This is a genomic window from Kitasatospora sp. NPDC048407, from assembly GCF_043200475.1.
Classification (GTDB): Bacteria; Actinomycetota; Actinomycetes; order Streptomycetales; family Streptomycetaceae; genus Kitasatospora.
Genome location: NZ_JBICXW010000028.1, coordinates 1 through 13,470 on the forward strand (window position 1 = coordinate 1; position 13,470 = coordinate 13,470).

Below are 13,470 nucleotides of genomic sequence, written 5' to 3' on the forward strand. Positions count from 1 at the left end.
TTGGCCGCCCCGGGACCGTCCACACAGATTGCGTGTCCGGTGCTCCCTGCCGAGCGACCAGTGAACACTACGCCGGATCCGCCCCAGGCGCAAACCTCGCAGCCTCCGCCGGCGTCTGCGGGCGAAGGCTGCGGGCAACCCAAGTGCCGGCGTCAGCCCTTAGCGCCGGCGTCAGCCCTTCGCGGCGCGCCGGGCCCGGATCGCCGCCTGTCGTTCGTCGAACCGGGTGGCCTGGGCGGCGAGGCCGTCGAGCATCAGGCCGAGCTCCGTCTGGGCCCGGACGCCGTCCGGTCCGAAGCCGCTCATCTCCATCACCTTGAGGTGGCGCAGCACGGGGAGCAGCACGTCGTCGAGGTGGACGCGGAGGTTGTAGACGCCGTCGACGGCGATCCGTGCGGCGGCTCGTTCGAAGCCGGGCATGCCGTGGCCGGGCATGCGGAAGTTGGTGACGACCTCGTTGACGGCCTGCATGGCCTGGTCGGGGGCGAGTTCGAAGGCGGCCTTGAGAAGGTTCCGGTAGAAGATCATGTGCAGGTTCTCGTCGTTGGCGACCTGCGCGAGCATCCGGTCGCAGACGGGGTCGCCCGAGGCGTGTCCGGTGTTGCGGTGGGAGATGCGGGTGGCGAGCTCCTGGAAGGCGACGTACGCGACGGTGTGGAGCGGCGAGTGCCGGTTGTCGGAGACGAAGCCGTTCTGCATGTGGGTCATGCGGGCGCGCTCGAGTTCCACGGGGTCGACGGCGCGGGAGGCGATGAGGTAGTCGCGCAGCACCATCGAGTGCCGTGCCTCTTCTGCTGTCCATTGGTGCACCCAGGTGCCCCAGGCGCCGTCGCGGCCGAAGAGCGTCGCGATCTCGTGGTGGTAGCTGGGCAGGTTGTCCTCGGTCAGCAGGTTCACCACGAGCGAGACCCGGCCGACTTCGGTGAGCGGCGACTGCTCTATTGACCATGCTTCGCCGCCGAGCGGCCCGTCGAAGTCCCGTCCGCGGCTCCAGGGGACGTACTCGTGGGGCATCCACTCCTTGAAGACGCTCAGGTGGCGGTTGAGTTCGCGCTCGACCACCTCTTCCAGGTCGTGCAGGAGGCGGGCATCGGTCCACTGGGCCGGGGAGGAGGTGCTGCTCACGGGTCCAACTCTCGATCGACGAACAAACCTACGGTCCCGTAGGTAACGCAACCGTAGGTTGGCGACCCCGACGCTGTCTGGGGCCATTCGGCCCCATTCGTCGTGGCCGGTGAGGACCATCTGCGCGGTCGGTGAGGACCACCGGCGAGAACCACCCGGACGCGAGCCGCATCGCCCGCGCGGTGACCGATCGTGACTGATTCAATGCGCACGGTGCTCAGTCGTGATGCGCACGACGCCCGGATACAAGGAGAGAACTCCCATGTCACGTGTGTTCACCAAGGCGGTCGGCCTCGCCGCCGTCGGCGCGGTGGCGATCGCCACCGCGCAGCCCTCGCAGGCCGCGGCCCCGACGGGCTCGCCGGTCCGCGCGGCCGCCGCGGACCGGGCCTACTTCGTGATGACCGACGTCACGCGTGAGGAGTTCGTCATCGAGCTGACGAAGAGTGAGGAGATCGAGCACGCCCGGAGGCTCATCAGCGGGGAGACCACCGACCGTCCGCATGTGATGGCGCGGATCGTCCCGCGGCCGGCTCCGTACAACCCCCGCTGGAGCTATCACACCAACCCCGAGAGCACGGAGTTCTTCGACTTCGCCACCGAGGTCTGCGACGCGACCATTCCGTATGTCGAGGAGCACCTCGACGAGGCCGGTGGCGCATTCCTGCCCGGTTACCGCTGGTGCGACTGGTCCTCGCGCCTGGTCAGGGAAATTCCCGTCCGGTAGTCGTCGGCGCCGCCGTCACAGCGCTGGTTCTCCGCAGGGCTGTTGGGGTCGACTGTCACGGTCGGCCCCGTCCTCGCAGGAGCTGCCCCTTCCCGATACCGGTGCGGTACCGATGTGATACCGGCCTGATACCGGGACTTTGCCGACGGCGGGTCAGGTCATTGCCGACGACAGGTCGGTCATTGCCGTCGCCCGGACATATCCAAGGTCTTGTCTGGTGCAGGTCAATCGGCGAGGCTTGGGCTCGCAACGCTCTGTTCGCCCAGACAGTCTGGATATGGAGAGCCGATGCCCCACCCAACCGGAACGGCCGCCGAATCACAGCGGCAGCAAATACGGCGCACCAGGCGCATCATCCACGTGTTGACTGCGGTCTCGATGCTTTTCTCGGCCGCCGTCTTAGGCACCCGGGCCCTCGCGGCCCCGGCGCCGACCGATCCGCCGCAGCCGCCGACGACCGCCCAGCAGGAGCAGGGGATGCGGACGGGTGACCCGTTCCGCGATCCCGTGACGGCCGACGCGACCGGCGACAACCAGAACCTCAACATCACGCTGGACGTCGGCCAGAGCGTGTTCGACGTGTCCGGCCGCCCGGTGGCCGGGCAGGTCTACAACAACGGCACGGTCGTCGCGCCCACGCTGAAGGTCTCCGCCGGGTCGACCGTCACCATCAAGCTGGTCAACCGGCTGCCGGTCGCCACCAACCTGCACTTCCACGGCATGCACGTCTCGCCGACGGACGACTCCGACAACTCCTTCAGCTGCGTCTCCCCCGGCGCCACCATCACCTACCGGCTGGCTGTCCCGGCCGATCATCCCCAGGGCACGTTCTGGTACCACAGCCACGCCATGGGCACGATGTGCGCGGCCAACGGGGCCCACAACATGTCCGACATGGCCTTCGAACCGGGCCAGACCCAGAACCAGATCTTCGCCGGCCTCTCCGGCGCCATGATCGTCGGGGACAACCGCAGCCTGCTGCCGGTCGGCCTGCGCAACGCCACCGCGCACACCCTCGTCCTCAAGGACGCCCAGATCGACGCCGCCGGGCGCATCGTGCAGAACACGATCAGCCCGGCCAATCCCACCGTGCGGCTGGTCAACGGGCAGCTCCGGCCCACGCTGACGCTGAAGCCGAACGAGACCCAGCTGTGGCGGCTGGTCAACGCGGGGGCCGACATCCCGTACCAACTCCGGCTCGACGGCTACCGGTTCACCGTCGTCGCCGAGGACGGCATTCCGGTCGCGCAGGTGAGCACGCGCGACACCCTGGTGCTGCCGCCGGGCAAGCGCTTCGACGTCCTGGTCACCGCCTGCGCGGTGCCGGGCCAGGCGGTGCTGCACACCACGACCTACACCAACGGTCCGCAGGGCGGCACCTATCCGGACACCCAGCTGGCCACGATCAAGGTCGACGGCTGGCCCGTCACCCGCCAGCCGGCCGTCACCGGCGCCATCCCCGGTGCCCCGGCCGACCTCGCCCCGGCCGCCGTCGCGGGCCGCCGGACGGTCGAGCTCGGCGAGCTCCAGGAGGGCGACAACTTCTACTTCGTCCTCAATGGGCGGAAGTTCGCAGCGGACAGCTCGCTCTTCGACACCCCGGCCCGGCTCGGGACCGTCGAGGAGTGGACGATCGTCAACACCACCGAGGAGAACCACCCCTTCCACCTGCACACCAACGCGTTCCAGGTGATGTCCGTGAACGGGGTGCCGCAGCCCTACACGCACCGCGAGGACACCGCCATGGTGCCCGCCTCGTCCGGCGGGGTGCCGGGGAAGATCGTGATCCGGATCCCGTTCGCCGACTACCCGGGCAAGTGGATGTTCCACTGCCACATCGCGGCCCACGAGGATCTCGGGATGATGAGCTACCTCGACGTCGTGCGCTGAGGCCCCGTCAAAAAGACAACCGCCGCCCGGCCCGTGGGAGGTTCCACGGGCCGGGCGGCGGGCGTCCACGGGGGTTCAGGTCTTCTGCGGGTCCGCGGTCTTCAGGAGCGGGGGCACCGCCTCGTCGGAGTCGGCGCTCCCGGCGCCGGTGCCGGGCGGCACCGAGCGGAGCAGCAGGGGCGCCATCAGGACGGCCAGCGCGGTGAGCACCAGACAGATGGTGCTGACGTACTGGAGTGCGTGGGTGAAGGCCTCGCGGGCGGTGGACAGCGCCTGGGCGCCGACCTCCTGCGGCAGGCGGGAGACCTCGGCGACGGCGGAACCGATGGTGTCGCGGATGGCGGACTCCGACTCCGGGGAGAGCCCGTCGGACGCGAGGCCGTCGGCGACCTGGGTGCGGTAGACGGCCGTGCCGACGCTGCCCAGGATCGCGATGCCGGTGCCGAGGCCGATCTCCTGGAGCGTCTCGGAGACGGCGGAGATCGCGCCGGCCCGTTCCGGCGGTGCGGAGGCGATCATCATGTCGGTGCCGAGCGCGATGGTGGGCGCCACACCGAAGTTGAGCAGTCCGAGCGCGACCATGACGGTGACCAGGCCGCTCCCGGCGGAGACCTGGGTCAGCACGCCGAAGCCGACCAGGGCGATCGCCAGGCCGATGGTCATCACGTACGCCGAGCGCATCCGGGTCAGCGCGAGCGGGGCGAGCAGCGAGCCGACCACGCCACCGATGCTGGCGGGCAGCGAGCTCAGGCCGGCCTTCAGCGGGGACAGCCCGACGACCATCTGCAGGTACTGGGCGACGAACAGCTGCGAGCCCGACATCACGAACAGGGCGATGCCCATGGTGGTCATGGAGGCGGAGAAGCTGCGTTCGCGGAACAGCTTCAGGTCGATCAGCGGGTGGCTCAGCCGGCGCTGCCGGACGGCGAACACCGTGCCGGTGGCGAGGCCGAGGAGGAGCGCCGCGACGGACAGCGGCGCGAAGCCGTCGGCGGCGAGCTTCTTCAGGCCGAAGACGGTGGCCAGCAGGGCGAGGGTCAGCAGGCCGACGCTGGCGAGGTCGATCCGGCCGGGGTTCGGGTCGCGGTACTCGGGCAGCAGGATCGGGCCGAGGATCAGCAGCAGGACCATCGCGGGCACGCCCAGCAGGAAGACCGAGCCCCACCAGAAGTGTTCCAGCAGCGCGCCGCCGACCAGCGGGCCGATCGCGCCGCCGACCAGGAAGCAGGCGATCCAGATGCTGAAGGCCAGGGCGCGCTGCTTGGCGTCGAAGAACATGTTGCGGATCAGCGACATCGACGACGGCATCAGGGTCGCCCCGGCGATGCCCAGCAGGGCCCGGCTGAGGATCAGCATCTCGGTGTTCCGGGAGAACGCCGTGAGCAGCGAGGCGGCGCCGAAGCCGGCGGCGCCGAGGAGGAGCAGGCGACGGCGTCCGATGCGGTCGCCGATGGTGCCTGCGACGATCAGCAGGCCGGCTATCAGGAAGCTGTAGATGTCGACGATCCACAGCAGTTGGAGTCCGCTGGGGTGGATGTCGGCGCTGAGGTGCGGCACCGCGAGGTGGAGCACGGTGTTGTCGAGGGTGATGAGCAGCGCGGGTAAGGCGAGGACGCCGAGGGCCGTCCACTCGCGCATTCCGGCACGCTTCACGGGCGGCTGGGATGTCGAAACGGGAGTCATATGAGCAGCCTATTCACTCGTGAACCACGTCATGTCCGGTTGAGCCCGAAGTGGCTGAGGAACGGCGCCGACCCGTCGATCGTCGGTAAATGTGGTGAAAAGTCCAGCACAAGGCGCCGTCTTTTGAAAGGATCGTGGCGTCATTGGCCGGCCCGTCGATGACGGACGCGGGCCTGGTTGTTCTAATGGACGAGGAAGTCAATGGAACTCGACACATCGGCACCGGACCTTCACGGAAAAATCGCGTTGGTCGCGGGTGCCACCCGGGGAGCCGGGCGGGCCATCGCCGTTCAGCTCGGCGCGGCGGGCGCGACGGTCTACGTCACCGGCCGCACCACCCGGGAGAAGCAGTCGGAGTACAAGCGCTCCGAAACGATCGAGGACACCGCTGACCTGGTCACCGCGGCGGGCGGCAAGGGCATCGCGGTGCCCACCGACCACCTGGTGCACGAGCAGGTCCGGGCGCTGGCCGAGCGCATCGACGCCGAGCAGGGGCGGCTCGACGTGCTGGTCAACGACGTCTGGGGCGGGGAGAAGCTGTTCACCTTCGACCAGTCGGTCTGGGAGCAGAACCTGGACAACGGGCGGCGGTTGTTCGAGCTGGGCGTGCAGACCCACGCGATCACCAGCCACTTCATACTGCCGTTGCTGGTGCGCAACCCGGGCGGACTCGTGGTCGAGATGACCGACGGGACGGCCGAGTACAACGAGACGCACTACCGCAATTCGTTCTTCTACGACATGGTCAAGAACGCCGTGGTGCGGATGGCCTTCGCGCTCGCGCACGAGCTGAAGCCGCACGGCGGGACGGCGGTGGCGCTCACCCCGGGCTGGATGCGTTCGGAGATGATGCTCGAAACCTTCGGCGTCACCGAGGAGAACTGGCGCGACGCGCTGGCGGTGGAACCGCATTTCTGCATTTCGGAGAGCCCGGCGTTCGTCGGCCGTGCGGTCGCCGCGCTGGCCGGTGACCCGGACGTCGCCCGCCGGAACGGCAAGTCCGTCTCCAGTGGGCAGCTGGCCCGCGAGTACGGCTTCACCGACCTCGACGGCTCGCAGCCCGACTGCTGGCGGTACCTGGTCGAGGTCCAGGAGGCCGGCAAGCCGGCCGACCCGGCCGGCTACCGGTAACCGGCAGGCGGTACCGGTAACCGCCACGCGGTGCCGGTGCCGCCCAACTCCCGCCATCAGGAAGGGAGTCGGGCGGCACCGGCTCGGCAGCACCGAATCAGGCGCCGCGCGTCGCGACGATCACCAGGTACCCGATGTCCGGGCTGGCCGCCGCGCGTCGCATCAGGTCGATGTACTGGTCGACCGGTTCCGGGCCGTCGATCCGGGCGAGTTCCTCGCGCCGGGCCGCAACGGCGTCGGCCATGATCGAGCCGGTCCGGACCACCTTGTCGCTGATGTCGCGGATCTCGACGTCGACGAACCCGTTGCCGGCCAGCAGCCCGGCGTACTCGTCCGCCGTGGCGTACGGGCTGACGTGGTAGGCGGCACGGATCTCGTCCAGCACCTTGCGGCCCTCGGGGCTCATCGGCGGGCGCTCGACGGTGTCGGCGATCACCAGCCGCCCGCCGGGGCGCAGCACCCGGGCGGTCTCGGCGAGGGCCCGGTTCCGGTCCGGCACGTGGAGCAGCGATTCGAGCGCCCACGCGCCGTCGAACGAGCCGTCCTCGAACGGAAGGTCCGTCACGTCGGCGTTGCGGAAGGTGGCCACGTCCGAGCGGCCGGCCTCCTTGGCGCGTTCGTTGGCCTGCTCCACCTCGACGTCGGCGATGGCGATGCCGGTGACGCGCACGTCCCTGGCCGCGACGAGCTGGAGCGCGGGCTTGCCGACGCCGCAGCCGATGTCGAGGATCGCGGCGCCGGGGGCGGGGTCGAGCAGGGTGACCATCAGGTCGTTCAGCCGGGCGGTGGCGACCTCGACGGTGCTGGTGTCGGCGTCGTCCTCCCAGTAGCCGTAGTGCAGGTTCTCGCCCCACACGTTGTTGAGAACCTGGGCGAGCCCTTCGTAGAAGCTCGCGACGCCTTCAACACCCGATAATTCCGCAGCCATCTTGGTCTCCCTGTCGTATCTGTGGCACTGTGCCCCCGGCAATTTCGAACCGGCCGGTGACACCGCGGCGGCCGTGGCGGCCCGCGGCCCGCGGTGGAAGAACGGCCGGGAATCCCCCCGGGGTTGATCGGAATCCTGCCCTCGCGCAGGAGCAAACTCAAGACCCGGACAGTGCCGGTGCCGATCAGACGGGTCGGATCGACAGGGCGTGGCGGAACACATTGCGCGGGTCATAGGTGTTCTTGACCTGTTGCAGACGTGCGTAGTTCGAGCCGTAGTACAGCGTGGACCACGGGGTGCCGGAGGTGTTCCACGCCGGGTCGGCGAGGTCGGAGTCCGCGTAGTTGATGTACGCCCCGGCGTTGATGGCGTTGGGCGCCGGAACGCCGCCGGTCGTGGCGTAGACGTCCCGGTAGATGTTGCGGATCCACGCCGTGTGGACGGCGTCCTCCGCCGCGGTACGCCAGATGCCGGGGGTGAAGTAGACGCGCAGGATCGAGTCGCGGTGCGAGTAGGCGGTGGCGTCCGTGGCGACGCTGTTGATCTTCCCGCCGACGGCGGCCAGGTTCACCTGGGCGCCCGGGTTACTGATCGAACTGTCCGTCAGGTACTGGTAGATCGTTCCTATCTGCGCGTCGGTGTAGCTCTTCTTCAGGTCCGCGGTCTTGTCCTTCTGCCGCCCGGCGCCGCCCCAGTACCAGTTGTCCCGGTCGAGCCACGCCAGCGAGTACTTCTCGTCCGAGGCGACCGTGAGGGCGGCGCCCGCGGTGACGGTCGCGAAGAACGCGTCGAGCATGGCCTCGCCGCCCACGACGGTGTCCTCGATGCCGGCCATCAGGCCGATCACGCCGGCCGCCTGGTGCGAGGCGGAGAGCGACGCCCAGATCTGGACGCCCGGCGTCCCGGGGGCGCTGTTGTACTCGAACCACTGGCTGTAGTTGCGGACGAGGGTGGTGAACGCCTGCTTCGACAGGTTGTTCCACGACCACTGCACGTTCCGGACCTTCTGGTTCCCGGCCCGGGGCATGATCTTGCTCGGGTCGGTGGAGGTCACGCCCGGCGAGCGCAGCCAATACCGCGTCACCACACCGAAGTTGCCGCCGCCACCGCCGGTGTGCGCCCACCACAGGTCCCGGTTCGGGTCGTTGGCCTCACGCGTCGCCACGATGGTGCGGGGCAGCCCGTCGGCGCCGACCACGACCACCTCGACGGCGTAGAGGTGGTCGACGGCGATCCCGTGGATCCGGGAGTAGAAGTTGTAGCCGCCGCCGAGGATGTGCCCGCCGAGGCCCACGTCCGAGCAGCCCGCGGACGGGATCTGCACGCCCCATCCCATGAAGAGGGTGTGCTGCGTCGGCGACACGATCGCGCCCGGTCCCACGCAGAACGCGTTGCGAGAGGCGTCGTAGTAGACGTCCGACATCTGGGAGAGATCAATCAATTCCTTGATGTCGGAGTTCGCCGTGAAGTTCTCCAGGCAGTGGCCCCCGGAGCGCACCGCGACGCGCCGGCCGGCCGCGACAGCGTTGCCGAGCGCGGTGGCGACGTGGTCCTTGGTGGTCGCGATGGTCACCCGGTCCGGCTGGCCGACGAACCGGGTGTTGTGCGCGCGCAGGAAGCTGTCGTACCGGGCGTCCCCGGGCTGAACGAGGGTGGACCCGAACGGCGGTGTGCAGGCTCCCGCGGCGGCTGCGGGCCCGGCGCCGGCGACGAGGTCCGCCGTGACCAGGCCGGCCCCGGCGATGGCGGCGGCACCGGTGAGAAGTCCCCGGCGGCTCAATCCAGACATGGCTGCGACTCCTTGCTGTGTGGTGACGTTCCTGTGGTGACGTTCCTGTGTGGTGACGTTCCTGTGGCGACGTTCCTGTGGTGACGTTCGTGATGGCGGATGAGAGGTGCGGCGGCGGTCAGCGCCGGCGGGCCGTGATCACGGCCATGCCGCTGGGCAGGACCTTCGTCTCCTCGGCCTCCAGTCCGGCGTCGGCGAGCAGTGCGGCGAAGGCGGCGCGAGTGCGTTCGCGCCCTCCGGAGGCACCGAAGAGGGAGAGCATGTAGAGGTCCATGACGGCGGGCAGCCGGTGCGGTACGGACTGCCCGGTGCCCGGGTCGACCGTGGTGGCGTCGGTGACGAGGTCGACGATCATCAGGCGGCCGTGGTCGGGCATCGCGGCGGCGCAGGTGCGCAGGATGTCCGTCGCCCGGTCCTGGCCCCAGTCGTGCAGGATGTGGCTGAGGATGTACAGGTCCGCGCCCGGCGTGACGTGCGCGAAGAAGTCCCCGGCGACGGCCGTGCAGCGGCGGGTGAGGCCCTCCTCGGCGATCCGCTTCTCAGCGAGCGGGACGGTGCCGGGCAGGTCGAGGACGGTGCCGGTGCTTCCCGGGGTGCGCTTGAGGAGTTCGCACAGCAGGTGGCCGTTGCCGCCGCCCACGTCGACGATCCACGGGTAGCGTTCGAAGCCGACCGCGTCGAAGACCTCGTCCAACTCCAGCCGCAGGCCCGCCTCCTGGGAGCGGTCGAACACCTCGCGGCGGTCGGGCCGCTGTTCCAGGTGGTCGAAGAGGTCGCGGTCGAAGTGCCGGCGGAACGCCGAATCGCCGGTCCGGACGGTGTGTTCGAGGTCGGTCCAGGTCAGGCCGACCTCCTGCGCGAGCAGCAGGGCGGTGGGCTGCGCGGTGCCGGGGGTGGTCGGCAGCAGGGTGGCGCCGAAGGGCGTCAGGGAGTAGCTGCCGTCGGTCCCCTCGGCGAGGACGCCGAACGGCACCAGGCCGCGCAGCAGGCGGTCCAACGCGACCGGGTGGGCGCCGAGTTGGTCGGCCAGCTGCTCGGCGGAGCGGGCCCGGCCGGCCAGCGCCTCGGGGACGCCGAGGCTGACGGCCGTGCAGAGCGTGCGCGACACGAGCTGGCCGTAGAGCAGCATGCGCATCCGGGTGGCGTTGTCGTGCGTCGTGGGGTCGAGCATGCCGTCACCTCGATCAGGGGGATGGGGACTTGGGTACGGCCGGGCCGGGGCCGCCCCGGGCGGGCGGCCCCGACGGATCCGGGCTTCGGGCGGGCGGTGGCTACTTGGTCGCCACGATGACGCCGTGCGGGGTCCAGCCCGGGAACGCGATGCGCTCGACGGTGCTGAAACCGGCGTCGAGCAGGCACTTCTCGTGCTGCGCCCAGGAGTAGATCATCCCGCCCTCGGCCGGGATCGCGGCGAAGTAGACGCTGTCCAGGGCGGCGACCACGGGGCCGTCGCCTTCGTCGTTGGACATCGAGTTGAAGATCACCAGCTGGCCGCCCGCGGGCAGGGCGTCGTAGGCGCGGCGGAGCAGCTCGGTGTTCTCGTCCAGCGTCCAGATGACCAGCTGGTGGGCGAACATCACCACGTCGCAGCCGGTGGGCAGCGCGTCGACGAACATGTCGCCGGTGATCACCGAGACCTGGTCGCTGACGCCGGCCTGGGCGATCTTCTTCTCCGCGATGGTGCCGGAGGCGGGGATCTCGAAGACCGTGACCTTCAGGTCCGGGTTGGCCTTGGCCAGCGCGATCGCGTTGACCGCGTCGCCGCCGCCGCAGTCCAGCAGGTGCTTGCGGCCGGACAGGTCGAGCTCGGTCACCAGGTGCTTGTTCGCCAGCTCCGACCAGGACCGCATGTACTTGTAGAAGACCTGCTCCATGTGCGGGTTCTCGGCCAGCCGGTGGTACAGGTCGCGACCGGAGCCGCGGACCCGGCGCAGGCCGACGTTGCGGTTCTCGCGCAGCGAGTCGGTGAAGTCGAGCTGGCCTTCGTAGACGATGTACTGCTCGAACGCGACGGTGTCCTTGAAGCGCTCCCAGTCGCCCTCGTCCATCAGGTCCAGGACGACCTGGGCGAGGCGGTAGCGGCCGTTCTCCTTGACGACGATGCCGAGGGAGGTGCAGCCGAGCAGCAGGATCTCGACCGCGCGGTCCTGGAGTTCGAGCGCGTCGCGGATCTCCTCGCGGGTGAGGTCCGTCCGCTCGGCGAGCAGGTCGGGCAGGCCCAGTTCGCAGGCGGCGTTGAGGTACTGGAAGGCCGCGTGGCCGAAGAGGATCCGGGACAGGCCGTCCATGTCCAGTGCGGGGACGGAGGTGGTGCCGTGCGTTTCGGGCGCGGTGGTGGTCATGGATACCTTGCCTTTCGGGGACGGGTCGGAACTGCTCGGGTCTTGTTGATCGGATCGGATCGGGTCGGGTCACGCGTCCGGGGCGTCCGGGAGCGAGCCCGCCCGGAGGCGGTGGAACTGCTCGATGACGCCCACCGCGGGGCGGCTCGAGCGGCTGGTGGCGAGGAGACTCGGCGACTGGCGGCCCACGAAGTGCTCGCACACGCCCTTGTGCGCGTCGTAGGTGTCGTCCAGCGCCGACCGGAAGTCCGCCAGGGTCTCCGGGCGGCGGGCGGCCAGCCAGGACCACGCGTCCCGGGAGTCCGTCAGGTCGGCCACCAGGGCCTCGTGGTCGCGCCAGCGCAGTCCGCTCATCTGCGGGGGTGCGACCGGCGGCATCAGGGTGGGCCGGATCTCGGCCTGGTACTGGTCCGCCGTGGCGTCCCCCGCGAAGCGCAGGGCGGCCCGGCAGGCCCGCATCACCCGGGTCGCCACGGCGGCTGCGGTGGCGGCGAGTTCCTCGTCGCCGGCGTCCGCGGCGGCCCGCAGGCTGCGCAGGGCGATGGTGCCGCCCTGCGCGAACACCATGAACACGTGGTGTCCGCGCACCCAGCGCCGCAGGCCGTCCAGCGGCGCCGGCTCGCCGGGGCTGTCGGGCTCGGGCGTGGCGAGCTGCGCGGGGAGGCGGGCCGGGTCGGCCAGCCAGCCGTGCAGGACGTCGAAGCCGTCGAGCAGCTCGCCCCAGTCGGGTGCGTCGAGGTTGGTGCCCCGCTCGTCGGCCAGTTCCAGGACGCCGAGTTGGGCGTTCAGCAGCGCGGCGGAGAGCAGCGCGACCGGCTCGCCGTGGTGGCGTTCGATGCCGAACGCCAGGTCGTTGTCCCGGTTCGGCCGCGACTCGCGCGGGTCGTCGCCGACCGGGTCGCTCGGCACCGTGCCGAGCAGTTCCCGGGCCGCCCGGGCGGCGGCGTGCAGCCCAGCCGACCCGGCCCGGTTCGCCGGGTCCGCCAGCCGGGCGGCCACCTCGGCCAGCACGGCCGGGCGGGCGGCCACGAGCGCCGGCGCCGAGTCGGGAAGCTCCTCCGGGCAGGCCATCGGGAACGGGACGGTGGCGACCTCGGGCAGGTAGTCCGTCATCGGTTCACCGGGACTTGAGCAGCGGCTTGCCGAGCGGGAGGCGCTTGGCACCGGTCGCGCTGTGCATGGCGCTCGCGAAGATGTACATGCCGAGCGCGATGAACAGGAACATGGTCCCGATGCCGATGTAGACCAGCCACGGGTCGCTGGGCTTCAGCGGGTGGTTGATGGTCTGGTCGATGGCCTGCTCGATGGCGCCGAAGATGACCATCAGCGTGAGCGAGACGACGATGAACAGGAAGGTGAACGCCCGCGGCAGGCGCAGCGTCGTCACCGTCAACAGGATGATCACGATCGCCCAGACCAGCACGAAGTTGGCTGTCGCCTGGCGCTGTTCGACGTTCTCGAAGGTGCCCATCCAGTTGTTGTTCAGCGCGATGCTGAGCACCGAGAAGCTCAGCCAGAACGTCCCGAACAGGCCGTAGACCGCGGCGAACACACCGTCGCCCAGGCGCATCGACCAGGCGGCGGCCATCAGCAGAAGGATCGCGCTGCTGAACACCATGGTCGGCAGCGAGGCCACCAGGGAGTTGGCCGGGATGCTGACGTCCTTCAGGTAGAACGCGAGGGAGAGCGAGCCCAGCAGGAAGCCGCCGAAGCCGATCATCGCGGCCTGGGGCGAACGGGGGCCGGTCGACGACTCGTCCTCCGGTGCGGGGGCGGGCGTCACAGCGGCGGAAACGGAGGCGGAGGCGGATACGACCGCCTCGAGGGTCGGGTTTTCCTGCTTCATCGTCGGTTG

General features: G+C 69.9%; 11 protein-coding genes. 3 read left to right on the forward strand and 8 right to left on the reverse strand.

All coding sequences use genetic code 11. From position 1 onward, the window contains the following. Positions 1 to 171: 171 nt before the first annotated feature. On the reverse strand, positions 172 to 1,125 hold the full coding sequence (locus ACGFWJ_RS32530; RefSeq protein ID WP_392955852.1) for an acyl-ACP desaturase: 954 nt from the start codon (positions 1,123 to 1,125) through the stop codon (positions 172 to 174). Positions 1,126 to 1,387: 262 nt separating this feature from the next. On the opposite strand from ACGFWJ_RS32530, the gene ACGFWJ_RS32535 reads away from it, so the two are divergent. Beyond that, positions 1,388 to 1,852, forward strand: coding sequence for a calmodulin-binding protein (locus tag ACGFWJ_RS32535; protein ID WP_392955854.1), 465 nt, complete (start codon positions 1,388 to 1,390; stop codon positions 1,850 to 1,852). A gap of 363 nt (positions 1,853 to 2,215) precedes the next feature. Beyond that, positions 2,216 to 3,742 carry a multicopper oxidase family protein gene (locus tag ACGFWJ_RS32540; RefSeq protein WP_392955856.1) on the forward strand — a complete coding sequence of 509 codons (1,527 nt, stop codon included), beginning with the start codon at positions 2,216 to 2,218 and terminating at the stop codon, positions 3,740 to 3,742. Between the two features lie 75 nt (positions 3,743 to 3,817). Here the strand turns inward: ACGFWJ_RS32540 and ACGFWJ_RS32545 are convergent, their stop codons facing one another. Then, entirely contained in the window at positions 3,818 to 5,380 is a 1,563-nt protein-coding gene (locus ACGFWJ_RS32545; RefSeq protein WP_392955858.1) for an MFS transporter, read from the reverse strand. Between the two features lie 246 nt (positions 5,381 to 5,626). Between ACGFWJ_RS32545 and ACGFWJ_RS32550 the strand changes: the two genes are divergently transcribed. After that, the gene (locus ACGFWJ_RS32550) at positions 5,627 to 6,556 is read left to right on the forward strand and encodes an SDR family oxidoreductase (RefSeq protein ID WP_387649159.1); all 930 of its coding nucleotides are present in this window, start codon (positions 5,627 to 5,629) and stop codon (positions 6,554 to 6,556) included. Between the two features lie 97 nt (positions 6,557 to 6,653). On the opposite strand, the gene ACGFWJ_RS32555 is transcribed toward ACGFWJ_RS32550, so the two are convergent. The 6 genes from ACGFWJ_RS32555 to ACGFWJ_RS32580 all read right to left on the reverse strand — a co-directional run bounded on the left by ACGFWJ_RS32555 (position 6,654) and on the right by ACGFWJ_RS32580 (position 13,461). Further along, a complete protein-coding gene (locus ACGFWJ_RS32555) occupies positions 6,654 to 7,484 on the reverse strand; it encodes a methyltransferase domain-containing protein (protein ID WP_387649156.1) in 831 nt (276 codons plus the stop codon). 184 nt (positions 7,485 to 7,668) lie between these two features. Next, entirely contained in the window at positions 7,669 to 9,273 is a 1,605-nt protein-coding gene (locus tag ACGFWJ_RS32560) for an FAD-binding oxidoreductase (protein ID WP_387649154.1), read from the reverse strand. Positions 9,274 to 9,391: 118 nt separating this feature from the next. Continuing rightward, positions 9,392 to 10,444, reverse strand: coding sequence for a methyltransferase (locus ACGFWJ_RS32565; RefSeq protein ID WP_392955861.1), 1,053 nt, complete (start codon positions 10,442 to 10,444; stop codon positions 9,392 to 9,394). Positions 10,445 to 10,544: 100 nt separating this feature from the next. After that, entirely contained in the window at positions 10,545 to 11,615 is a 1,071-nt protein-coding gene (locus ACGFWJ_RS32570) for a methyltransferase (protein WP_387649148.1), read from the reverse strand. A 69-nt stretch (positions 11,616 to 11,684) separates the two neighbouring features. Next, a complete protein-coding gene (locus tag ACGFWJ_RS32575; protein ID WP_392955863.1) occupies positions 11,685 to 12,728 on the reverse strand; it encodes a hypothetical protein in 1,044 nt (347 codons plus the stop codon). A gap of 4 nt (positions 12,729 to 12,732) precedes the next feature. Continuing rightward, on the reverse strand, positions 12,733 to 13,461 hold the full coding sequence (locus ACGFWJ_RS32580) for a GPR1/FUN34/YaaH family transporter (protein ID WP_387867230.1): 729 nt from the start codon (positions 13,459 to 13,461) through the stop codon (positions 12,733 to 12,735). Positions 13,462 to 13,470: the final 9 nt, after the last annotated feature.